The 23,999-nt window shown below is 65.5% G+C and carries 18 protein-coding genes; 9 read left to right on the forward strand and 9 right to left on the reverse strand.

The features are described 5' to 3' along the window. The first annotated feature begins 191 nt into the window (after positions 1–191). From FKZ61_RS14145 to FKZ61_RS14165, 5 genes are all read left to right on the forward strand, one after another. On the forward strand, positions 192–1,763 hold the full coding sequence (locus tag FKZ61_RS14145; protein ID WP_141610778.1) for a glycosyltransferase family protein: 1,572 nt from the start codon (positions 192–194) through the stop codon (positions 1,761–1,763). After that, positions 1,750–3,834 carry a hypothetical protein gene (locus FKZ61_RS14150; RefSeq protein WP_141610779.1) on the forward strand — a complete coding sequence of 695 codons (2,085 nt, stop codon included), beginning with the start codon at positions 1,750–1,752 and terminating at the stop codon, positions 3,832–3,834. The genes FKZ61_RS14145 and FKZ61_RS14150 overlap by 14 nt, the downstream gene beginning before the upstream one ends. Next, the gene (locus tag FKZ61_RS14155; RefSeq protein ID WP_170199736.1) at positions 3,831–4,541 is read left to right on the forward strand and encodes an NUDIX hydrolase; all 711 of its coding nucleotides are present in this window, start codon (positions 3,831–3,833) and stop codon (positions 4,539–4,541) included. Before FKZ61_RS14150 ends, FKZ61_RS14155 begins: the two co-directional genes overlap by 4 nt. A 289-nt stretch (positions 4,542–4,830) precedes the next feature. After that, positions 4,831–7,413, forward strand: a complete 2,583-nt coding sequence (gene pheT / locus FKZ61_RS14160) for a phenylalanine--tRNA ligase subunit beta (protein WP_141610781.1) — start codon at positions 4,831–4,833, stop codon at positions 7,411–7,413. 28 nt (positions 7,414–7,441) lie between these two features. Then, positions 7,442–9,352, forward strand: a complete 1,911-nt coding sequence (locus tag FKZ61_RS14165) for a CHAT domain-containing protein (RefSeq protein ID WP_141610782.1) — start codon at positions 7,442–7,444, stop codon at positions 9,350–9,352. 224 nt (positions 9,353–9,576) lie between these two features. Here the strand turns inward: FKZ61_RS14165 and FKZ61_RS14170 are convergent, their stop codons facing one another. From FKZ61_RS14170 to FKZ61_RS14205, 8 genes are all read right to left on the reverse strand, one after another. Beyond that, positions 9,577–10,527 carry a ribonuclease Z gene (locus FKZ61_RS14170; RefSeq protein ID WP_141610783.1) on the reverse strand — a complete coding sequence of 317 codons (951 nt, stop codon included), beginning with the start codon at positions 10,525–10,527 and terminating at the stop codon, positions 9,577–9,579. Positions 10,528–10,533: 6 nt separating this feature from the next. Then, positions 10,534–11,094 (reverse strand): DinB family protein, encoded by a 561-nt coding sequence (locus FKZ61_RS14175; RefSeq protein ID WP_141610784.1) that lies wholly within the window; start codon positions 11,092–11,094, stop codon positions 10,534–10,536. 62 nt (positions 11,095–11,156) lie between these two features. Continuing rightward, positions 11,157–11,579 carry a thioredoxin family protein gene (locus FKZ61_RS14180; protein WP_141610785.1) on the reverse strand — a complete coding sequence of 141 codons (423 nt, stop codon included), beginning with the start codon at positions 11,577–11,579 and terminating at the stop codon, positions 11,157–11,159. Positions 11,580–11,613: 34 nt separating this feature from the next. Beyond that, positions 11,614–12,060 carry a DUF4395 domain-containing protein gene (locus FKZ61_RS14185; RefSeq protein WP_141610786.1) on the reverse strand — a complete coding sequence of 149 codons (447 nt, stop codon included), beginning with the start codon at positions 12,058–12,060 and terminating at the stop codon, positions 11,614–11,616. Between the two features lie 150 nt (positions 12,061–12,210). Next, positions 12,211–13,155: a PLP-dependent cysteine synthase family protein gene (locus FKZ61_RS14190; RefSeq protein WP_229964263.1), complete on the reverse strand. Its 945-nt coding sequence runs from the start codon at positions 13,153–13,155 to the stop codon at positions 12,211–12,213. 126 nt (positions 13,156–13,281) lie between these two features. Then, a complete protein-coding gene (gene moeB, locus FKZ61_RS14195) occupies positions 13,282–14,529 on the reverse strand; it encodes a molybdopterin-synthase adenylyltransferase MoeB (protein WP_141610788.1) in 1,248 nt (415 codons plus the stop codon). Then, the gene (locus tag FKZ61_RS14200; protein WP_141610789.1) at positions 14,526–14,813 is read right to left on the reverse strand and encodes a MoaD family protein; all 288 of its coding nucleotides are present in this window, start codon (positions 14,811–14,813) and stop codon (positions 14,526–14,528) included. The genes moeB and FKZ61_RS14200 overlap by 4 nt, the downstream gene beginning before the upstream one ends. A 499-nt stretch (positions 14,814–15,312) precedes the next feature. After that, on the reverse strand, positions 15,313–15,927 hold the full coding sequence (locus FKZ61_RS14205; RefSeq protein ID WP_141610790.1) for a Mov34/MPN/PAD-1 family protein: 615 nt from the start codon (positions 15,925–15,927) through the stop codon (positions 15,313–15,315). A 621-nt stretch (positions 15,928–16,548) separates the two neighbouring features. On the opposite strand from FKZ61_RS14205, the gene FKZ61_RS14210 reads away from it, so the two are divergent. The 4 genes from FKZ61_RS14210 to mutY all read left to right on the forward strand — a co-directional run bounded on the left by FKZ61_RS14210 (position 16,549) and on the right by mutY (position 21,761). Beyond that, the gene (locus FKZ61_RS14210; RefSeq protein ID WP_141610791.1) at positions 16,549–17,925 is read left to right on the forward strand and encodes an ABC transporter substrate-binding protein; all 1,377 of its coding nucleotides are present in this window, start codon (positions 16,549–16,551) and stop codon (positions 17,923–17,925) included. 303 nt (positions 17,926–18,228) lie between these two features. Then, positions 18,229–19,149 (forward strand): carbohydrate ABC transporter permease, encoded by a 921-nt coding sequence (locus FKZ61_RS14215; protein ID WP_141610792.1) that lies wholly within the window; start codon positions 18,229–18,231, stop codon positions 19,147–19,149. A 6-nt stretch (positions 19,150–19,155) separates the two neighbouring features. After that, entirely contained in the window at positions 19,156–20,067 is a 912-nt protein-coding gene (locus tag FKZ61_RS14220) for a carbohydrate ABC transporter permease (protein ID WP_141610793.1), read from the forward strand. Between the two features lie 557 nt (positions 20,068–20,624). Further along, positions 20,625–21,761, forward strand: a complete 1,137-nt coding sequence (gene mutY / locus FKZ61_RS14225; protein WP_141610795.1) for an A/G-specific adenine glycosylase — start codon at positions 20,625–20,627, stop codon at positions 21,759–21,761. Between the two features lie 779 nt (positions 21,762–22,540). On the opposite strand, the gene clpX is transcribed toward mutY, so the two are convergent. Beyond that, positions 22,541–23,992 carry an ATP-dependent Clp protease ATP-binding subunit ClpX gene (clpX, locus tag FKZ61_RS14230; RefSeq protein ID WP_326838571.1) on the reverse strand — a complete coding sequence of 484 codons (1,452 nt, stop codon included), beginning with the start codon at positions 23,990–23,992 and terminating at the stop codon, positions 22,541–22,543. Positions 23,993–23,999: the final 7 nt, after the last annotated feature.

A 23,999-nucleotide genomic window follows, 5' to 3' on the forward strand; every position in this document is an offset into this window, starting at 1 on the left:
CATCAACCGGGACCCGGTGGACGGCGTGCTGCTGGAGACGTGATGGCCTGCCCACACCCAACCACTAGTACAGTCTGGCGTCAATACCACGGCAGAAATTCCGGGTGCCCTTTGGGCGCGCTCCCTCCTCTGGTGGAAACCATCGGCGAATTTCTGCCGGGATTTACGAACGCCAGCCCTGCCCTTTGCCCATGAATTCAGTCAACCGCTCCGCCGTGCGCCTGGGCTTCTGGGCCGTCCTCCTGCTGGGCGTCTTCGCCTGGGCGCCGGCCACCTACCCCGGCTACTGGAAAAGCCTGGAAGGCTTCGTGCCTGTCTTCAACGTGGAGGCGTCCAGCGCCATCGCCAGCGTGGCCACCGTGCCGGACCTCTGGCGGGGGACCGGCCGGGCCGCCTTCCTCCTGGCCCAACCCCTCCTGCTGATGGGGGTGAGCCCGGTGGCTGCGGTCCGGGCCCTCTTCATCCTCGCCTTCCTGCTGGGGGGGCTGGGCGTCTATATCTGGCTGGAACCCCGGCTGGGGGACCGGGCGGCCGGGCTGGCGGGCCTGGCCTACATGCTCCTGCCGCCCCTGCTGGCCACGGTCTACGTGCGGGGCAGCCTGGGCGACGCCCTGATCGCCGGCCTCCTGCCCCTGGCCCTGGCCGGTACCGCCATCTACGCCGAGAGCCGGGCCCCCAGCGCCGCAGCCATCGGCGTGCTCAGCATCCTCTGGATGTGGCGGATCCAGGCCGGCCTGGCTGTCTTCGCCACCCTCCTCCTCCTGCTCTACGCCCTCCTGGTGGAACGCCATCCCCTGGCCGGGCTGGTGGTGGCCGTCAGCGGCGCAGCCGGGCTGGTCAGCCTGGTGCCCCTCTGGGCCGTTCAGGCGCCCCCGGTGGAACCCTTTGGTCAACACTTCCTCTACCTCCACCAGCTTCTGGTGGGCCAGTGGACGGTGGCCCCCAGCGTGGCGGGGTGGCAGGATCGCTACCCCTTCCAACTGGGCTTCGCGGTCTGGGGACTGGCCTCGGTGGGCTTCTGGCTCTGGCGGGTGGACCGGGTACGCCTGCCCCTGGCCCAGTGGCGCCGCCTGCTCCTCTTCAGCTTCGGCGGTGCGGCCATTCTGCTGGGCCTGACCCTGGGCATCAGCCAGCCCCTCTGGGAGTGGACCCGGGCCAGCCGCCTCCTGAGCTACCCCTGGCAGCTACTCATTGTGGCGGCCCCGCTCCTGGCGGTGGTCACCGCCAGCGCCGTGGCCCTCAGCCCGGTCTTCCAGCGCCCTCTCCTGTGGACGGCCCTGGTCGCACTGGTGGTGCTCAGCAGCTACCCCTACCTGACCGCGGACTACACCCGCTATCAGCCGCCAGAGCGGCCGGTGGCCATCGTGGGCGAGCGCCAGGAGCTGGTGCTCCTGGAGGCCCACCTGACCCAGGATCCCCGACACGCCGTGGCCGAGCTGTCGGTGACCTGGCAGGTGCTGCATCCCCTCGCCTTCGACTACAACGTCTTCTTCCAGGCCCTGGCGCCGGGAGAAAACGGCCTGCACGTGGTGGCCCAGCTGGACACCCAGCCCCTCCAGGGCAAGCGGCCCGCCACCACCTGGCAGGTGGGGGAAATTCTGGAGGATCACTACCGCCTGGACTTGAGCCAGGTGGCCGATCTGTTGCAGGAAGATCCCGGCCGCCTCCAGTTCTACTTCGGCTACTACGACTGGCGGGACGGCAGCCGCCTGCCGGTGGACGGGGGCATCGATGATAAACTGGTATTCCATGGCGAACGATAACCCGCGAGACTCGGCTGCGGCCAGGCCTGTCCAGCCCCAGCCATCATCATCCGCCCGCCTGGGGGAGAGCACGGTCCTGCCCCTCTGGCGGGACAGCCTCTTCTGGTTGACCCTGGCCTTGAGCCTCTTTGCCGTGGCGCCCTTCATGTTGCCCGGCTACTTCTGGGGCGCCAACGACGCGCGCCACCACGTCTACTTCCTCTTCGAGTTCGACCGCCTGGTCCAGGATGGCATCTGGTGGCCCCGCTGGAGCCCAGACTTCGCCTTTGGCTACGGCTACCCCTTTTTCAACATCTACGCGCCCCTGAGCCACTTCCTGGCCGAGCTCTTGCTGCACTTCGGCGGCCTCAGCTACACCGCCGCCATCGAATCCGTCTTCGGATTGAGCGTGGTTGCCAGCGCGGCGGCCATGTATGCCTTCGTCCGGGACTGGGGGAGCCGCCACATGGCCGTGGTGGCGGCCCTGGTCTATGTCTACGCGCCCTACCATCTGCTCAACCTCTACGTGCGGGCCAACCTGACCGAAAGCATGGCCCTGGTCTGGCTGCCCCTCTGCCTGTGGACCGTCCGTCAGGCCACGCTACGGCCCTCCTACGGCTGGTTCCTGGGGGTGGCCCTCAGCTTCGCCGGGCTGATGCTCACCAGCAACCTGGTCTTTGTGCTCTTCAGCCCCTTCCTGGGGCTCTACCTGGCGCTGCTGGGCGCACGCCAGGCCAGTGGGGTGGGAGGCGCTCCCCGGGTGCGTGCCGTCGGGGCGTGGCTGGGCCGCTGGATCCGGCAGGTGTGGGTGCCGGGCCTGGGCCTGGCCGCCGGCCTGGGCTGCAGCGCCGTCTTCTGGCTGCCCATGGCCCTGGAACGCCAGTACGTGCGGGTGGACCAGTGGTTTGATGGCCGCTACGATTTTCGAGGCCATTTTCTCTACTTTTTCCAGCTCTTCAGCCCCCGCTGGGGCTTCAAGGCCAGCATCCCCGGTCCCGACGACCTCATGGGCTTCCAGCTGGGCCCGGTCCCCCTCATCCTGGCCGTGGTGGGGGTGATCCTGGTGTGGCGCCAGGTCCCTTCCCTGCGCGGCGAGATCGCCTTTTGGGCCGGCGTCGGCCTGGTCACCACCCTGTTGACCCTGCGCTGGGCCGCGCCCCTCTGGGACCTGCCCCTGCTGGGGACCTTCCTGGGCTTTGCCCAGTTCCCCTGGCGCTGGTTCAGCGTGACCCTGGTCTGCCTGAGCCTGCTGGCCGCCCTGCCGTTGCATCCGGCTCTGGGCGGCGGGGGGACGTCCCTGCGGCTGAATCTGCCCCTGCTGGCGGTCATCCTCCTGGTGCTGCTGGGCAGCTATCCCCTGCTGCGGGTGGAGATCGTGCCGCCGGCCGAAGGGCCGGTGGGGCTGCCCGCGCTGATGCGCTTCCAGCAATCGTCCGACGAGATGACCGGCAGCACCGCCTGGGTGAAGGAGATCCCCACCTGGAGCCCCATGGCAGACGAGTACATCAGCCGGGAGAAGGCGGGCGAAGCGGTGACGCCGGTGGCCTCCATGGTGGACTATACCACCCTCAACTACAACCGGGAGACGGGCTTCGTGGTGAATTCCGAATCCCGCAGCAGCATCCACGAGGAGGTCTGGTATTGGTCGCCCCTGCCGGGCCGACGCATCGTCTTCAACCAGTTCTACTATCCCGGCTGGCGGGCCTATCTGCTGGACGGCAAACACGGCAAGCCGGTGCGGGAGCTGCCCATCGTGCCGGAGGGGTGCCTGCCCCCGGGGATGTCGCCGCCGAAGGGTGAATACGCGATGCCCTGCCCGCCCCTGCCCCCCGGCACGGACGATCTGGTGAACCTGGCCGAGGAGCCCACCCGAACCGACAGCACCCTGGGTCGGATGACCGTGCCGGTGCCCCCGGGGGAGGGCTACGTGCTGCTGCGATATGAAGATACGCCGCCGCGGACCATCGGTAAATTTATCTCTCTGGCAACTTTCGTTATACTGTTGTTGACAGGTGTGTTGACAGGTGTATTGTCAGGCGTGTTGTCAGACAGCGGACGCCCCTTGGGGCGGCAATGGATCCATCGACGATGACAGAGACAACCCACGTGCAGCACGAACCCGGCCAGATGGGCCCGGACAGGACACGGCTTCCCGCCGCGCTCCCCCAGTCGGAGCCGTTGTCCGAAGGGACGGCGGTGGCGCCAGAGGCGCCGGAAGTCATGCTTCGGCTGCCCATGATCGTGGAAGATGAAGTCTGCGAGCTCTCCATGCGCTACGGCACGCCCATCCGCCGGACCTATCATGTGGTGGCCGATGATTACATCTACACCTATCGCTGGCGCAAGGACCTGGATCGCCGGGCCGAAGTGGTCTTTGTGCTCCAGGAGCCGGCAGGCCGCATCTGGGTGCACGCCAAGCCCCACTATCCGGCCCGCCTCTACCGGCTGCCTTCTGGAGGGATCCACTGGCACGAGCGGGTGGAGGACGCCCTCTTCCGGGAGATCGAGGAGGAGACCGGGCTGTCGGTCTACCTGGAGCGCTTCCTGGGGCTCATCGAGTATCGCTTCCACCGGGGCACCTCCACCGTCCAGTTCGCCAGCTACATCTTTCACCTGCGTTGTGAGGAAGGCGTGCCGGTCTGTCATGCCAGCGAGAAGATTTCCGAGTTTCGGCCCATCCTGCCCGCCCAGCTTTCGTTGATCATCGCCAGCCTGCGCAACCTGATGGGCGACCGCCGCGGCTGGGGGCAATGGCGGGCGCTGGCCCACGATCTGGTGTATCGTTATCTGGTGAATTGAGTCTCAGTCGTTCACGATTGGCTCTACTGCACAAAGGTCAAATGAGGACGCTGCCCCACGCAGATGAACGCGGATTCGGGTGACTCCCTCCAGTGTTTCTTTGCGCCTTTGTGCCTTTGCGCCTTTGCGTTCAAAAATGCCCTTTTTGCAGGGGAGTCACGATTGCAACGCCAAGTCAACGCAGAGTCGGCATCCGCCGATGCCGGGCCAGCGGGACAGCTCCGCAGATGGGCAACAATCGTGAAGTACTGAATCTGACCAACGAAAATCCGTCGAGGAGTGTGGTTTCATGCGCGTGCCATTGTCGTGGTTACGGGAATATGTGGAGATCAGGCTGCCCACGCCGGCCCTGGCGGAACGGCTGACCCTGGCCGGCCTGGAGGTGGCGTCGGTGGAGCAGATCGGCGACTGGTGGGATCCGGAGACCATCGTCGTGGGCGAGGTGCTGGCCGTCCTGCCCCACCCCAACGCCGACCGGCTGGTCCTGGTGGATGTGGACTACGGCGGCCAGGAGCCGGAGCGGGTGGTCACCGGCGCGCCCAACCTCTTCGCCTACCGGGGCGCCAGCAAGGCCGACGGCACCCTCCCTGTGCTCAAGGTGGCCTTCGCCCGGGCCGGCGCCGTGCTGGTGGATGCCTACAGCGAGGAACGGCCCCGCCCCCGTAAAAAACTCAAGCCCACCAAGATCCGGGGCATCCCTTCCGCGGGCATGGTCTGCTCTGAGCGGGAGCTGGGCCTCAGCGAAGAACACGAGGGGATCCTCATCCTGCCGCCGGATGCCCCCGTGGGCCAGCCCCTGCGGGACTACCTGGGCGACGAGGTGCTGGAGCTGGAGTTGACGCCCGACATGGCCCGCTGTCTCAGCATCGTCGGCGTGGCCCGGGAAGTGGCCGCGCTCACCGGCGGCGAGCTGCGCCTCCCCCCCGACGAGCTGGCCGCCACCGGCTCCGACCAGGCCCAGGATTACGTGGACGTGCGCATCGACGAGCCGGCCCTCTGCAACCGCTACATCGGCACCATGATCGTGGACGTGCAGGTGGGCGAATCCCCCCGCTGGATGCAGGAGCGGCTCATCAAGGCGGGCATGCGGCCCATCAACAACGTGGTGGACATCACCAACTACGTGATGCTGGAGTGGGGCCAGCCCCTCCACGCCTTCGACTACGACGTGCTCAAGGCCCGGGCCGCCCGGGTGGGCGATTCCCGACCCACCATCATCGTGCGCCGGGCCGCGCCCGGGGAGAAATTCACCACCCTGGACGGCGTGGAGCGGGAGCTGGACGACTCCATGCTGATGATCGCAGACACGGCCGGCTCCATCGCCATCGCCGGCGTGATGGGCGGCCTGGAGAGCGAAGTCAGCGACCAGACCCGCAACGTCCTCCTGGAGGCCGCCACCTTCGAAGGCATCAACAACCGGCGCACCGCCCAGCAGTTGCGCCTTCCCAGCGAGGCCAGCTATCGCTTCGCCCGGGGTGTGCCCGCCACCCTCAACGCCATCGCCGCACGGCGGGCCGCCGAACTCATGCGGCGCTACGCCGGCGGCCGGGTGGTGCCCGGCATGGTGGATGCCTACCCGGTGCCCCAGGAGCATCCCGTGGTCTACACCACCCAGAGCGACATGCGCCGCCTCCTGGGCATGGAGGTCACCCTGGAGGAAGTGGCCGCGGCCCTGCGTCGGCTGGACTTCCAGGTGGAGTCCGTGGCCGGGCCCGATCCCCAGGCGCCGGAAGACGCCACCTTCGCCCTGCACCGGGAGGACGGCGAGCCCATGCTGGCCTGCCGCCCCCCCTGGTACCGGCTGGACATCCGCATCCCCGCCGACCTGACTGAGGAGGTGGCCCGGATCATCGGCTACGAACAGGTGGGCGCCACCCTCATGGACGAGGCCCTGCCCGTGCAGCGGCGCAACCCGGTGCTGGAGACCGAGGAGAAGGTACGGGATCTGCTGGTCCAGTGTGGCCTGCAGGAGATCATCAACCACCCCCTGACCACACCGGAGAACCACGAGAAGCTGCGCCTGGCCCCCGCCGGCAACGGCCAGCAGCCGGCCTACGTGACCCTGGCCAACCCCATCGCCGCCGAGCGCCGCGCCATGCGCCGCTCCATGCTGGTCAGCGCCCTGGAGAACCTGGCCCGCAACTTGCGCTACACCGACCGCCTGACCACCTTCGAGATCGGCCGGGTCTACCTGCCCGAGGCGGGCGACGGCATCCTGCCCCTGGAGGATCGGCGGGTGAGCATCCTGCTGGCCGGCCCCCGCAAGCCCCGCAGCTTCCACCATGGGGTCGAGGAGCGGGAGCCCCTGGACTTCTTCGACCTGAAGGGGGTAGTGGAAGTGCTCCTGGAGCGGCTGGGCTTCCAGCGGGCCCAGGTCACCTTCACCGCCAGGCCGGACACCGGCACCTTTGGCCCCCGCTGTGCCGAGGTGTTCGTGGACGGGGAATCCCTGGGCCTGATGGGCGAGCTCCACCCCCGGGTGCGCAGCGACTTCGGCCTGCCGCCCATCCGGGTCTGCGCGGCCGAGCTGCGTCTGGCGCCCCTGGTCAAGCCCCACTGGAGCCTGGAGCCCATGGCGCCCATCAGCAACTACCCGCCGGTGGTGGAGGATCTGGCCTTCGAGGTGCCGGAGGCGGTGACCGTGCGCCAGGTGGAGGACGCCATCTGGGCGGCCGGGGATGAGCGGCTGGTGGCGGTGGAGCTCTTCGACATCTACCGGGGCGCCCCCCTGCCGCCGGGGCACAAGTCCCTGGCCTTCCGCCTGACCTACCAGCACCCCGCCCGCACCCTGGGGGAGAAGGAGGTGGCCCAGCTCCGCCAGCGCATCATCCGGGGCGTGGAACAGGCGGTGGGTGCCCGCCTGCGACGTTAAACGGGCGCTTGGGAAACGGGGCAGCACCATGAACGGCCGTGAGGAGCTTCTCCTGCGTTCCACCGGCCTGCGGGGTGTGCCCCGACGTTTTGTCCTGCGCCTGGTCCACGGGGACCTGGTCAAACGGCGGGCCGAATGTTTTGTGGTGAACCACTACCCGGGCCTGCGGGTTTCGGGCGCGGCCCGGGCGGTGGATCAGTATACGGGCGGCATGCTCAGTGCCATGGCCGCGCGCGGGGTCTTCAACGGACCGCCGGGCGCGGTCTATTTTGTCCCGGCCATCCTGACCCCCCTGGCCACCAACATCATCGCCGTCCTCTCCCTGGGGGAATACGAACGCTTCCTGCGGCCGGATGTGGGCGTGCCCGGCGCAGTCCAGTTCATCCAGGAGCGGCTGCGCCAGATCGGCCACAGCCTGGCCGTGGCCTGCGCCGAAGTCAAGCTGCGGGATGTGGCCTCTACCCTCCACGGCACCGGCGAAAGCGCCCAGATCGACCCGGCCCTGGCCATGCAGTATTTCCTGGCCGGCTACTGGCAGGGCCTCAAAGAGAGCGGCGAGCCGGGACAGACCTACTGGCTCACCCTGGTGGAGATCGATGGGAGCAAGTTGGAGGGGGTACGGGCCGGCATTGCCGCGGCCATCGAGGCCGGCCAGTGTGGCGACCTGCAGCCGGTGGGCGAGATGGCGGGCCCCCAGGCCGGGGACGGCCTCATCCCGTGGGCGTGGATGGGCAACCTGGACACCATCCAGGAGCCCCGGCGCCGCTTCCTGCCCCGGCACCTGCGGCTGGGTGCGCTGCTGGAAGGGAGCGGCCAGTTCAAGCTCAGCATCATCGGGACCGGATCGGCGGACCAGGTGGTCTTCGACCGCTACCCGCGCCCCGCCATCGACGACGCCCGCCAGCTCCTGGCCGAGACCCGGCAACAGGCAGGCGCGGCCCTGCAGCAGATTGCCCAGGCCGAAAGCGCGGGCGGCGACGGGGAACGGGCTGCCCTCCTGGCGGGCAAACGGGCCAAGGTGGACGCGGATGTGCGGGAGCGGGTCACCGCGCTGGGTCGCACCCTCTACAACCAGCTCTTCAACCCGGATGTGGCTGCGGGCATTCGACAGCGGCTGGCCACCAAGGATGCCCAGATCCTGCTGCTGCGCCTGGATGAAAATACCGCGGGGATTCCCTGGGAGCTCCTGGACGACGGGTCGGGGCTCTTCGCCCTCACCCGGCGCATGGGCCGACAACTGGAGCTGGTGGGGCAGGTGCGCCAGCCGCCCAGCCGGCCGGTCGACAGCCGGGGCCGGCTCCGGGTGCTGCTGGTGGCCAACCCGACAGGCGACCTGCCCGCCATCGAGGAGGAGAGCCGGCGCATTCTGAGCGCCCTCTATGCCCTGCCCGGGGTGGAGATCCAGGTCAAGGCCTTCTTCGGCGCAGAGGTGCGCCGCCGCTACGTGATGGCTGCCCTCAACGAACGCTACGACGTCTTCCACTTTGCCGGCCACGCCTACTACCATCCCCAAATGCCCGCGGAGAGCGGCCTGGTGCTGGCCGGCGGCGACGTCCTGACCGCGGACATGATGTGGAGCCTAGCCGAGCCGCCTGCGCTGGTCTTTTTCAACGGGTGCGAGACCGCGGCCACGCCGGCCGACCGGGTAGCCGGTGGCGGACGCCTGAGCAGCGAGCTGCCCCTGGGCTCCATCAGTGCCCTGCTGCGGGCCGGAACCCGTAATTTTGTGGGGACCCAGTGGCCGGTGGAGGATGTGGCCGCGGCGGAAGTGGCCATCGCCTGCTATGCGGAGCTGGCCCGGGGGGAAAGCGTGGGCGAGGCCCTGCGCCGGGCCCGCCTCCGGACCATCGAGGCCCTGGGGTTCGCCCATTTGAGCTGGGCCAGCTACGTGCTCTATGGCTCGCCATGGAACCGGCTGCTGGAGGAGGATGTCTTCTGACGGTAGGGGCGAACCCGCACGGACGCCGGTACGCCGTCGATCCGGTCACCTCCGGCGGGCCAGAGACCCGCCCTACGCTCCCATGGCCCCCAATCCGCGCGAATGGCGCCCCTTGCCGTCGGGGCGACTTCCAGCCGCCCTATGGTACCACCCCCCAGGCAGGTGAAAGGAGAACAACGGATGCGCAGCTACGAGCTGCGCCTACAACGGGGCTCCGGTTGCTTTTAACAACGCCGCAGGTTGGTCCAGGACACCCCTTTGTGCTTGGTCACCCGGAACAGGTCGAAATCATTGGCCACGGAGGTGTCCGGAAAAATGGCCTGGGCCTCGGCCAGGATCTCCTGCACCGTGTAGCGCCGGCTGACGTGATGCAGGACCAGGTGTTTCACCCCGGCATTGCGGGCCAGGCGGGCCGCCGCGGCCGCGGTGATGTGGCCGTGCTGCCGGGCCAGGGCCTTGTCGGCCTCCAGGTAGGTGGCCTCCACAGCCAGCAGATCTGCACCCTCGGCCACTTTGTGCAGAGGCCCCGTGTGGCTCACATCCCCCACAAAACAGAGCTTGGCCCCCCGCTGGGGCTCGCCCAACACCTGATCCGGGTGGATCTGGCGTCCATCGGGCAGGGTCACAGCATGCCCCTGGGCCAGCTCCCGGCGGACGGGCCCGTGGGGGATGCCCAGGGCTTCGGCACGGTCGGCCAGGAAGGGGCGCCGGGTCTTCTCTTCAAAGACGAAGCCAAAGCAGCCCTCTCCCCGATGTTTCACGGGGAAGGCGGTGAGGGTGAACTGTTTGCCCTCGAAGAGCAGACCGGGCTCCAGCAGGTTGAGGCTGATGCCCACCCGGGGCATCTGGCCGGCACCAAAGACCACCTCCATCAGGGCATGGACCCGCTGCAGAGTGCTGGCTCCGCCGTAGATGTTGAGCTCCTCCAACGCCTCCCAGCGGCCCAGGGTACTGGCCAGGCCGCCCAGCCCGAGGATGTGATCCAGGTGGCCGTGGGTCAACAAGATGCGATCCAGGCGCCGAAAGCCCAGGCCGCTGCGCAGGATCTGGCGCTGGGTCCCTTCCCCGCAGTCGATCATGAAACGGTGTTCGTTGGCCATGACGATGGCCGACGAGAGGCCGCGCTGGATGGAAGGCGCGGATGCAGAGGTGCCGAGAAAGACCAGTTCAAACAAGGTATTCTACCGTGCCCTTTGATGTGCCGGCCCGTGGTGGCTGGTGCCGTTCTGGCTGCCGCGTCGGCCCCCTTGCGGGCCGCCGGGCCGGCTGCCGTATTGTTCTTCGTAGTAGTCGTCGATCAACTGCAGGAGGTGGCGAAAGTGGCCCTGGTCCTGCTCCAGGATTTCCTGCAACAGGTCGAGCACCGTCAGGGGGCCGATGGCCTCGTGGACCCCGGTCAGGCGAAGCTGGCGCTCCGAGAGCTGCCGCACGAACGCGATGAGCTTCTGCCGGAGCGCGATCCAGCGTCGCAGCGAGTCGCGCAGGTCACAGCGGCTGTAGTTGACGCCGCTGTTGGTGAAGTGGGAAAAGTAGGGGCGTTCGCCCGAGGCAATGCGCATGACCCGCTGCAGGTAACACTTCTGCTCCACCGTGGCCAGATGGGCGGCAATGTAGCGGAACGACCATTCCACCGACTCAGGCTGCCAATCCTGAACCGGGGCCATGGATTCCAACAGCGCTACCACATTTTGCTGGGAGCGCTGGAGTTCCTGCAGCAGTTGCTCTTTGGTTCGTGCCGTCATGGCGTTGATTATACGCCGCAAGCCGGGATGAGACAAAGATCGCCGCGGGGCTGACCCGGTGCTCAGGCGGCGCTGAGGGCGTGGGTGGCCTGCTCCTGGAGCTGTTGCAGGGAGGTGAGCCCATGGTTGATGGCCACCGGGCGTAGCCGGGCATCCAGGAAGACGGTGGTGGGCACCGTCAGGATGCCGTAGTAGTCGGCCAGTTCCGGTTGGGCCACGGCATCGATGGCGTGGACCGGTATGGCGGTCATGGCGGCCAGTTGGATGAGGATGGGGGACTGCTGGAAACGGCACTGGGCACAGGTTTCGGTGGTAAAGTAGAGGATCTGGGGTCGGCCGGGCACCACCAGGCGCGACAGCGCCGGCGGCACGGGCTGGGCCGCCAGGCGGCGCATGCGTACGGCCAGGGCCAGCCGCCAGAGGGCCCAAAGACCCAAGAGAAGCAGAGCAGCAAACAGCAGGATGAGCAGTCGTTCAGTCAACATGGTCAGTCTCTCGCCCGGTCGATGGTGTGGTCCATCACCCAGCGCGCCACGCGGCCAGCTCGATGTGAATGCCCCGGCGCGCCAGCTGGTAGTAGATGAAACAGCCCAGGCAGAAGTGAAGGAAGAGGTTCACTGCGGCCAGGACCACGACGATGCCGGCCAGCAGCCAGCCCAGCACGGCAGCCTGGCTCACCAGGGCCAGGGTACTGGCCAGCAGGAACAGGGCCCCCACCCCCTGGGCAAAGAGATGGGGCTGGGGCTCATCCTCCACCAGGTGGGGCTTCAGCAGACCCGCCGGTTTCAAGAGGCGGCTATAGATCAGCTTGAAGAGCCCGGCCCGGGGCCAGAGGGTCCCCACCAGCATGATCGCCCCGACCAGGGCCACCAGCCAGACCTGATCCAGGAGGAAGGCCAGCACCAGCAGGGTGATGATGCAGGCCTGGTTAAAACGCAGCGCGGTGTGGTCGACTTTTCTTGCCATAGAGCTTCCCCCGGTACAGCATGAGACGGTACAGCATGAGACGGTACAGCATGAGACCGTACAGCATGAGACCATGGCCAGCCTTGGGCCGATGATAAAAATCATCGGCTGGCAAGCCCCAAGTGCGTTGAAACGCACTCAACCCATTACTCAGTCGAAAATGCCCAGGCTCACATACTTGCTGCCATCATCCGGCAACAGGGTAACCACGGTGCCCCCATCCAGCTCCCGGGCCACCTGCAGGGCTGCCCACACGGCGGCGCCGGCGCTCAACCCCACGAAGAGGCCTGCCTCCCGGGCCAGGCGGCGGGTCATTTCCCAGGTGGCCTCGGCGCTCACGCCCACATGGCGATCCGCCAGGCCGGGGTCGTAGATGCCGGGCACAATAGCCGTCTCCAGATGTTTCAGCCCCTCGATGACGGCCAGTTCGTCCTCCGGCTGCACGGCCACCAGTTGCACCGCGGCGTTGCGCTCTTTCAGGTAGCGCCCCGTGCCCACGAAGGTGCCCGTGGTGCCCAGGCCGGCCACAAAGTGGGTGATGGTGCCGCCTGTCTGCTGCCAGATCTCCGGGCCGGTGGTCTCGTAGTGGGCCTGGATGTTGGCCGGATTGTTGTACTGGTTGGCGTAGAAATAGCGTTCCGGCTCTGCGGCCACCAGCTCCCGCACCTTCACGATCGCGCCGTCGGAGCCCTCCAGGGGATCGGATTCGATCAGGGTGGCACCGTAGGCACGGACCAGGGCCTTGCGCTCCTGGCTGACGTTGGCCGGCATGACCAGGTGGACCTGGTAGCCCTTCACCGCACCGATGAGCGCGAAGGCGATGCCCGTGTTGCCCGAGCTGCTGTCGATCAGGATCTTGTTCCGGGTCAACTGGCCGCTGCGCTCGGCGGCTTCCACGATGTACAGGGCAGCCCGGGCCTTGACCGAGCCCCCCGGATTGAACCACTCGGCCTTGGCGTAGAAGTGGGTGGACGGCGCCACGCCCAGGCGATGGGCAAAGTCGCTCAGGTCCAACAGGGGCGTATTGCCGATCTGTTGGAGAATGTTGCTGGCCTGCACCCTGGCCGGGGCCACATGGCCATTGGCCCTGGCCAATCCGGTGGTTTCCTTCTCTGGTGTGATCGCAACAGCCACTGGCATAGTCACCCCCTAATTTTCGCTGGCGGTGGACCGGGCTTGCATCCCGGCCCACCGCGGGGACGTCTGATTCCTGGCAGCTCCTCAGGCGACGATGAGCTCGCGGCCGGGTGCCTGGGCCAGATTTTCCTGCGCGCCGTTCCGGGACGGCAGGCCACAGAACTGCTCGTAGTCGATGAGCTCGGTCACTGTGGGATGCTCACCGCAGACAGGGCAGTTGGGATCCTTGTGCACCTTGAGCACCCGGAAGCTCATGTCCAGGGTGTCGATCATGAGCAGACGGCCGACCAGCGGCTCGCCGATGCCCAGGATCAGCTTGATGGCCTCGATGGCCTGGATGGAGCCCACGATGCCGGGGAGGACGCCCAGCACGCCGGCTTCTGCACAGCTGGGCACCTCGCCGGGCGGGGGCGGATCGGGGTAGAGGCAGCGGTAGCACGGGCCGCCCTCGATCCCCTGTTCCGGCCGGGCCGGCTGGTAGACCGTCACCTGCCCCTCGAACATGAAGATGCTGCCGTCCACCAGGGGCTTGCCCAGGAACTGGCAGGCGTCGTTGACCAGGTAGCGAGTGGGGAAGTTGTCCGAACCGTTGATGACCACGTCGTATTCCCGGATGATGTCCAGGGCGTTGTGGCTGGTGATGGGTTCCTTGTAGCCCACCACCTTCACGTCCGGGTTGATGTCCCGCAGGCGGTCGGCAGCGGACTCCACCTTGGGCCGCCCCACGTCGCTGTTGCCGTGGAGCACCTGGCGCTGGAGGTTGGAGACATCCACCACGTCGAAGTCCACGATGCCGATGGTGCCCACCCCGGCGGCCGCCAGGTAGAGGGCAGCCGGGCTGCCCAGGCCGCCGGCCCCGATGAGCAGGACCTTGCTCTCCAGGAGCTTGATCTGGCCCTCTTCGCCCACCTCGTTGAGGATGGTGTGGCGGCTGTAGCGGATGCGCTGCTCCTCGGTCAGGACCCGGGGGACCTTGAAGGGGAGACCGGCGTTCTTCCAGCCGTTGAAGCCCCCCACCAGGGAGATGGTGTTGGTGTAGCCCATTTCCTTCAGGTTGCGGGCTGCCAGCAGGGAGCGCACACCGCCGGCGCAGTAGACGACGATGGGCTTGTCCCGGTCTGGCTGATGCTGTTCGATCTGGAGCTCCAGGAAGCCCCGGGGGATGAAGGTGGCGCCGGGCAGGTGCCCCTGGACGAATTCGTCCCGTTCCCGTACATCGATGATGGTGAGATCCTCGCCCGCATCCAGGCGCCGTTTCAGCTCCTGGGCGGAGATCTCCTGCACTTCGCTTTTGGCTTTCTGGAGCAGTTGATCCCGGTTCAAACGACTCATGCCAGCTCTCCTTGTCCTCCGGCCATGGCCGGTACGATGGAGACCCGGTCACCCGCCTTGACCGGCGTCTCCAGGCCCTGCAACGTGCGGATTTCGTCGTCGTTCACGAAGATGTTGACGAAGCGCTTCACATTGCCCGCCTCATCCAGCACGCGCTCGGCAATGCCCGGATATTGTTGATCCGCGGCCTGGAGGAGCGAAGCAATGGTTTCTCCTTCCACTTCAATTTTGGATTGTCCGCCGGTGAGGCGGCGTAAGGGTGTTGGTACATAGACGGTTGCCATGGGTACATCTCCTTCAGGATTTTGTCTGTGTTTGTGTTCTGTGCGATTTTCGAATCGCGGATACCGGGTCGTCGGGGCTGGCCCCCGGCCAAAGAAAAACCGGGTTCATCGAAGCGATGAACCCGGCAGAAGTCGATCACAACCCGTGCCTCAAATAGAAACAGGCACTTTCAGGTTGATTTCAATTGGTTCGGCTGTGCCTGGAAAAGCACCATTCCGAATCTTGCCACACAGTTCATCGCTTACTCGGACATACACGCGGGGCAGCCAGCGCCGTGCTGGCGGCACCCGCTAGAGACACGAGCAACAGGATGTAACTGCGTAGGTGCAAAATTCAGAATGGTTCATAGATCAGGCTGTTGCCAAACCTTCTCTCTTCAGACCTTCTATCTGATTGATGCTATCTAATTGATGGCACTATCTTGTTTATAGCGCACCTGCCCCAAGTATACTGTGGGCCTCCATACCTTGTCAAAGATTCAAAAGGATCGAAAAGATATCACACCCGCTGGATGGGGAATTCCGCTACTGAAACCACCCGCCCCTCTGTGGTGCCATCCTCGTGGCGGTAGAAGACCACGTAGAAAGGCAACGGGACCTGGGCCACCACGTCCAGGAGCGCGGGCGGGACAGACCGATGGGCGGGCTGGTAGTAGGCGAAGAGGTTAGGCCGGGTTTCATAGAACGCCAGCTCCTGGGCCAGGGTTTCCACCGGGACGGGCAGGGGGGCCGGCGTCATCATGAAGGCCCGCAACGCCGGCCGGTCGTCATATTCCAGGGAGCAGATGAAATAGATGCACTCGGGATAGTGGGCGTTCCAGGCGTCGGTGGCGGAGGGATAGGCCACCGAGACCGGGTGGGAGTGGTAGACGCCCATCATCTCGTCCCCGGCCTCTTCAAACTTGAACTGGAGCAGCAGCGTCTGGGGGTCCACCTCGTAATTTTCGATCCGTTCCGGGGCCACGTTGCGGCCGCGCACGGCCTCGTAGGCTTCCAGGCCGCGCCCCCGCACCACGCCGCAAATTTCCTCGGGCTTGCCCTCCCGGGCATGATCGATGATGGCGTCGTAGACGTCCGCCGGCACGATGACCGGCGGGATGGCTCGTGGCTTCATGGTCTATTCCTATCTATGCAACCGAAGGTGATACAGGCTGCACACCATTCTAGCAGGGTTACCACGCGGCGAAAAGTTGAGCCTGCTTTTGGATGCACCCCAGGTGTCATCACAAGGCTCCCCAACGGCCCCAATTCCCCCTGCCTGTCAAATCTGCCATGCGCCTCTCTGCACCTGCACCCCGGGCCTGTTTGACAGGGCCAATGGGCTCTTATACAATGGGCGCCAGTCTAGCACAACCCTGGCGGAAATAGCGCCATGGATGCCAGGCAGGACGTGGTGCGCAGGTCAGGCATCCTTGCGTGACCGCGGCGCAGGGACTCCAGTCCGACCAGGAGACCGGACCTGCGGCGTGATCCGTGCGCCAGTTCACGGACCACGCACCATGAAATCCGCAGACATCTTTATACCGCTTTGCCCTGGCAGCCATCCTGCTGGCCGGGCTACGTCTAGACAACCCGGTTTCAGGATGTCTTCCATGCCTTGACGGACCGCGGGATCATCCTCCTCCACCGTCACGGGTCCGTCAACATTATCTATCCCTTACAACAGCTCTGCACGATCGAGTGACCTGATCTGGCAAGTGATCGATCTATCCGCCCACCACAAGGAGGAAATACCATGGTCGAATCTCACCCGTCCAAGCGAACTTTGAGCCGACGCAACTTTTTGCGCGGCGTGTTCTTCGGGGCAAGCGGCGTTGCCCTGGCTGCCTGTGTGGCGCCTCAGGCACCCCAGGCCGCCCAGACCGAAGCCGGGGGAAGTGGGGCCGCGCCGGCAGCTCAGGAGGCGGTCACCCTGAGCTTCCTGACCCAGGGGGGCAACGACACCGCCTTCCTGCGCTACGAGCCCCTCATCGACAACTTCCAGAAGGCCAACAGCGCCATCACCATTGAACCCATCTGGGAACCCGGCGGGGCCATCGAGATCCAGACCAAACTGTTGACCCTCATCGCGGCCGGCGATGCACCCGACGTCTACTGGGCCCATAGCTACACCAACTCTGGCCAGGCGGTGCGCAACATTCAGTTGGACCTGAACCCCTTCCTGGAGGCCGACCCCGACATCAGCGGCGATGATTTCCTGTTGGCGGCCTGGAAGGACTTCCAGTACGAGGACCGGCAGATCGGCTTCCCCCGGGAGACCACCAGCACGGTCATGATCTACAACGTGGAGCTCTTCGAGCGGCATGGCCTGCCCCTGCCCACGGACAACTGGACCTGGGCCGACTTTCTGGAGGCCGCCACGGCCATCACCGAAGGCGACGGCCCCGACAAGATCTACGGCACCGCGGACTGGCACCTGAACCGCAACACCTGGATCAAGATGTGGCAGAAGGGGGGCGATGTCCTCAGCGAAGACCGCACCAAGTTCACCATGAACCAGGAGCCCAGCATCTCCCAGGTGCGGGAGATCCAGCGCTGGCACCATGAGCTGGGCATCCACCTGCCGGCCACGGTGGCCGAGGCCGGCGGCTTCACCACCGGTGACCTCTTCACCACCGGTAAAATCGGCATGTTCCCCCAATTCTCGGTCTTCTCCAACGTGATGGCGTCTGAATTCCCGTGGGACATTGCCCACCTGCCCACCGACCCGGACGACATCCGCACCACCCGGGTCGCTTCGGCCGGGCACAGCGTCTACAGCGGCACCGAACATCCCGACGCGGCCTGGCAGTGGATCAAGTATCTGGGCAGCGAGGAAGCCTTCCGCCATTGGGTGGAGGCCACCGGCCTGAACGTGCCCTCCCTGAAGGTGGTGGCCGAGAGCCTGCTGGAGACCAGCGCCGATGTGCTGCCCGAGCACGCCCAGATCATGCTGGACGCCTTCGAGTATGGGCGGCCTGAGCCGGTGGCCGGCGACTGGATCGGCATCCACCGGGAAGTGCAGCCCGCGCTGAATTCCATCTACGGTGTGGAGAAGGCCGATCCCCAGCAGGCGCTGGATGCCATCGCCGCCCGGGTGGAGGAGCTGGCCGTCTACGTCCCGGGCGTCTGACGAACCCTGGAATTCGCTGGATGGGTGATCCACAGATTGTACAGATTTCACAGATAGACCTGCAAAAGGGCATTTTTGAACGCAAAGGCACAAAGAGACGCAGGAGAGAATCTCCCGAATCAGCGTTCATCTGCGTGGGTCAGCGTTCTCATTTGACCTTTTTGCAGCCGAGCCACAGATAGGGTCTGGAAAATCTGTGTCATCTGTACAATCTGGGGATCCAATCCAATGGCCAAGATGCGCGGTGGCCACCTGGATCATCGGTGGCTCCCGTGCAGGCCGCCAACGAGCGGATGAGAGGCTATGAAACGGTTTCGACTTTGGCGTTCTTCGCCCCGGGGGTTGCTCTGGACCGAGGCCCGGGACGCCTACATTTTCATTTTGCCCTGGGCATTGGGCTTCCTGGCTTTCACGGCCGGCCCCATGCTGGCTTCCCTCTACATTTCTTTCACCCGCTGGGAGATCGTCACCCCATCCCAGTGGGTGGGGCTGGCCCAGTACAGCAAGCTGATGGCCGACGACCGCTTCTGGCTGTCTCTGTACAACACCAGCTACTACGTCTTCGTGGGCGTCCCGCTCCACCTCTTCCTGGCCCTGCTGGCGGCGCTGGCCATGAACCTGAACTTGCGGGGCATCCACATTTTCCGCACCGCCTACTACGTCCCTTCGTTGACGCCGGTGGTGGCCAACTCCATCCTCTGGGTCTGGATCTTCCACCCGGAATGGGGGCTGGCCAACGCGTTCCTCAACTGGCTGGGGCTGGAGGGGCTCTACTGGCTACAAGATCCGAAGCTGGCCAAGCCGGCCCTCATCATCATGAGCTTCTGGTCCATTGGCGGCCAGATGGTGATCCTCCTGGCCGGGCTGAAGGGCATCCCCCAGGAGCTGTACGAAGCGGCCGACATCGACGGCGCCAACTGGTGGCACCGCTTCTGGCGGGTCACGCTGCCGTTGCTGACGCCGGCCCTCTTCTTCAACCTGATCATCGCCATCATCGGCGCCTTCCAGGTCTTCACCCAGGCCTTCATCATGACCGACGGCGGCCCCAACTACGCCACCCTCTTCTACCTGCTCTACCTCTACCGCAACGCCTTTGAGAACTTCCGCATGGGGTATGCGTCGGCCATGGCGTGGGTGCTGTTCATCATCGTCTTGATCTTCACCATCATCCAGTTCCGCCTGTCGGATCGCTGGGTGTTTTATGAAGGGGAATTGAGGAAGTAAAGGCCAATGTCCACCATCTCTGAGCGCAAGGGGCCGGTCCCGGCCCTGGCAGCCCGGCCAACTGCGAGCCGGTGGAGCCGTCGGCGGCTGTCCCGCCTGCTTTGGGCCGGTTTCTGGTACCTGGTTTTGAGCTTTTTTGGCGTGGTCCTGGCGTTGCCGCTGGCCTGGCTGGTCTCCACCTCGCTGAAGACGGGCGCTCAGACCTTCCTGATGCCGCCCAAGTGGATTCCCGATCCCATCGTCTGGGAGAACTACCCCCAGGCCTTCCAGGCCGTCCCCTTCGCCAAATATTTTTGGAACACGGCGCAAATTGTGGTGCTGGCGACGGTGGGCACCCTGTTGACGGCCTCCATGGCAGCGTTCGCCTTTGCCCGGCTGCGTTTCCCCTTCCGGGAGCCGCTCTTCATGCTGGTGCTTTCCACCATCATGCTGCCCGCCATTGTGACCCTGATCCCGACCTTCATCGTGTTTCGGACCCTGAAGTGGATCAACACCATCCTGCCCCTGGTGGTGCCCTTCTGGCTGGGGGGCGGCGCCTTCAACATCTTCCTGTTCCGCCAGTTCTTCATGACCATTCCCTACGACCTGGATGAGGCCGCCCGCATCGATGGGGCCAGCAACTATCGCATCTACTGGAACATCGTCATGCCCCTCTCCAAGCCGGTCATCGCCACCATCGCCGTCTTTTCCTTCATCCATCACTGGAACGACTTCTTCCAGCCCCTCATCTACCTGCAAAACCCGGAGAAATGGACCATGGCCATCGGGCTCCTGGGTTTCAAGGACCTTTACTCCACGGCCTGGAACCTGATGATGGCCGCGTCCACGGCCATGATCCTGCCCCTGCTGGTGCTCTTCTTCTTCGCCCAGCGCTATTTCGTGGGCGGCATTCAGATGTCCGGCCTGGCCGGCCGCTGAGCCGCCCCAGGCTTTCCCCCCACCCAGGCGTCCCCCCCTGACTGTCTCGGATGGCCGTGGGAATCCATCCCAAACCGGCTGCCTCCCCACCGGCTAACCCATTTGCACGGCAGCCTGATTGGCGGTAGGATACCCATTACCAGACCAGGAATTCTTCATAAGTCACGCACAGATGATAAGTCGCGCACAGATGCGTGACAGAGGCATTAAAGGAACGTAGGAGCGATGGATTGCCCAAATTGCAATACCTGGAATCCTGACGATAAAGATGTCTGCTGGCGTTGCCAGACGCCGCTGCCCAAAGTCACCGACCAGAAGAAAAAACGGCCGCGTACCTTCGCCGGTTTTCCCATCTGGATGTGGATCGTGCTCATCCTGCTCTTTGCCGCGACCTCCTTTGGCCAGTGCATGTTTGTGGGGGTCCCGGGCAGTTAGCCCACGCCGATCCACATATTGGGGGCCTCTCAGACGGCAGAGAGCTACACAGCCTCCAACATGGGACACCCCCCTGTAGGCGAGAGGTTCGACAGAAAGGCCCGGCCGCTTCCCAGGTTTTCATGAACGCCTCCCTGAACGTCTCCGAAATCGGGCAACGACTGGTCCGCTGGCACCAGGAGCATCAGCGCGCCCTCCCCTGGCGGCAGGAGCCGGCCGGCCGCCGGGACGCCTACGCCGTCTGGGTGAGCGAGATCATGGCCCAGCAGACCCGCCTGGACACGGTGGTGGACTACTACCGGCGCTGGATGGACCGCTTTCCCACCCTGGAGGCCCTGGCCGCGGCCGACCAGCAGGAGGTGCTGAAGCTCTGGGAGGGGCTGGGATACTACGCCCGGGCCCGCAACCTCCATCGGGCAGCCCGGCAGGTGCTCCAGGAGCATGGGGGGCGGGTTCCAGACCGGCGGACGGCGCTGCTACAGTTGCCCGGTATCGGCCCGTACACCGCGGGCGCCATCCTGAGCCTGGCCTATGGACAGCGGGAGCCGATCCTGGATGGGAACGTCAAGCGGGTGTTGAGCCGCCTGGCCGATGTGGACACGCCCATTGAACAGCAGGAGACCCTCCGGCGGCTGTGGCAGCTGGCCCAGGCAGTGGTAGAGGCGGCACCCGAGGGCGAAGCCGGCACGGTCAACGAAGCGTTGATGGAGTTGGGCGCCACGGTCTGTACGCCCACTTCGCCCCGCTGCCTGCTCTGCCCCCTGGCCGACCTGTGCCAGGCCGCGGCCCGGGGTACCCAGGCCGAGCGCCCGGTTACCTCACCCCGGCGCCCGACTCCCCACTACGACGTGGCCGCGGGCATCATCTGGCGTGGCGCCCCCTACCGGTCGGACCTTCTGGTCGCCCAGCGTCCCCAGGAGGGCATGCTGGGGGGGCTGTGGGAGTTTCCCGGTGGCAAGCTGGAGGCCGGCGACCCGGATCTGGCCAGTTGCCTGCAGCGGGAGATCCGGGAAGAGCTGGGCATCGAGATCCAGGTGTTGTCGCCGCTGATGCAGGTTCGCCACGCTTACACCCACTTCCGCATCACCCTGCACGCCTTCCATGCCCGCCACGTCCAGGGCGTGCCCCAGGCCCTGGGCTGTGACGACTGGCGCTGGATCGCGCCGGCGGAGCTGACGCGGCTGCCCTTGCCGGTCACCGACCAGAAGATCGCCCGTCGGCTGCTGGCCGAGCAAGATGCTCCACCCGGCCAGATATGAGTTCACTGCGGCAACCAGCGATTCACAGATTAACCCAGACACCACCCTTGTATTTTATTTACAGCCACGGATTACACCGCATCTGAGTGCTCCATGCACCTTCATTGCGTTGCGGGGAATGAAAAATCCGCATGATCCGTAGGTCACGCATCCCTGCGTGACAGGGGTGCACATACCGCCATCGGCGCTTGTCCGGCCAGAGACCGGACCTACGGGACATGAATCGGCGTCATCGTCTGGCCGTAGGTCACGCATCCCTGCGTGACAGGGGTGCACATACCGCCATCGACGCTTGTCCGGCCAGAGACCGGACCTACGGGACATGAACCGCCACCAGCGTTTGTCCGGCAGAGATTGGACCCACGACTCGTAGGTCACGCATCCTTGCGTGACATGGGCTCCCGTCCCGTTGGGTGCGGATGTCCGGCCAGGAGACCGGATCTACGGGACATGAATCGGCGTCATCGTCTGGCCGTAGGTCACGCATCCTTGCGTGACAGGGGTGCCCATACCGCCATCGGCGCTTGTCCGGCCAGAGACCGGACCTACGGGACATGAACCGCCACCAGCGTTTGTCCGGCAGAGATTGGACCCACGACTCGTAGGTCACGCATCCTTGCGTGACAGGGGTGCACATACCGCCATCGGCGCTTGTCCGGCCAGAGACCGGACCTACGGGACATGAACCGCCACCAGCGTTTAGATCATGAGATCGCAGAAGGCCCCGGAAATCCGGGGCCTTCTGCTTTGGCCTGGAATGGAGTTGGTCCCACCACCTACTACGCGGCGGTGCGATACTCCCGGTGGAGGGGAACCAGCTGTCCTTGCTCGTTGTAGAGCAAGGGGGGCTGCCCCTGGGTGAAGACCTCTCGGGTGACCACGCAGCGGGCGATATCGCTGCGGCCCGGGATCTCGAACATCACGTCCAGCAGGGCTTCCTCCACAATGCTGCGCAGGCCCCGCGCGCCGGTCTTGCGCAGGAAGGCCTCCGTGGCAATCGCCTCCAGGGCCTCCGGCTGGAACTCCAGGGTGACCTGATCCATGGCGAAGAGACGCTGGAACTGGCGGACCACGCTGTTCTTGGGCTCGGTGAGGATGCGTACCAGGGTCTGGCGATCCAACGCTTCCAGGCTGACGATCATGGGCAGCCGGCCGATGAACTCCGGGATCAGGCCATAGGCCAGCAGGTCATCGGGCATCACCTGACGCAGATACCAGCTCTCGTCTCGGCTTTCCTTTTCCATGCGCCGGATGCGCAACTCCCGCTGCCGCTCGGTCAAATCCTCGGGCAGGGGACGCTGCTCATCTTCGCCCGCAGCACGATCCGGTGCGCCCTGGCTCCCCCGGAGCAGTAGCTCCTCATCGCTGGGGACAAAGCCCAGGCTGCCCCGGCGTTGCAGCCGGCGGCGAACGATGTCGGCCAGATTGGCGAAGGCCCCGCCGCAGATGAAGAGGATGTTGCGGGTATCCAGCTGGATGAACTCCTGCTGGGGGTGTTTGCGCCCCGTGTTGGGGGGCACATTGGCCACGGTCCCCTCGATGATCTTGAGCAGGGCCTGTTGTACCCCTTCCCCACTCACATCCCGGGTGATGCTGGGGTTATCGCCCGCCTTGCGCGCGATCTTGTCGATCTCGTCGATGTAGACGATGCCGTAGGCGGCCCGCTCCGTGTCCCAGTCGGCGTTCTGCAGCAGGCCCACCAGGATGCTCTCCACATCTTCGCCCACATATCCCGCCTCGGTGAGGGAAGTGGCGTCGGCGATGGTGAAGGGCACATCCAGCAGCCTGGCCAGGGTCTGGGCCAACAGGGTCTTACCGCTGCCCGTCGGGCCGATGAGGAGTACGTTGCTCTTGGTCAGCTCCACATCGTCCATGGCCGCGCCCGTTTCCGGTTCGGGCTTTTCGACATCGGCCTGGGTCTCGCCGGCGCCCGCGCTGACGCCAAAGACCCGTTTGTAGTGGTTGTAGACGGCCACCGAAAGGACCTTTTTGGCCCGGTCCTGCCCGATGACGTACTGGTCCAGGTGCGCGACGATCTCCCGGGGGCTGGGGACGGTGCGGGGCGCCGACCGGGGCTTGTGACCGGGTGCGGCGTCGGTCAGGCCTTCTTCGGCCAGGATCTCCGCGCCCAGGAGAATGCACTCATCGCAGATGAATACATTGTCCGGGCCTTCGATGAGCCGTTGAACTTCGGATTTTTCTTTGCCGCAGAACGAACAGCGAGCTTCCATGGGCATT

The organism is Litorilinea aerophila, assembly GCF_006569185.2.
GTDB classification, from domain to species: domain Bacteria; phylum Chloroflexota; class Anaerolineae; order Caldilineales; family Caldilineaceae; genus Litorilinea; species Litorilinea aerophila.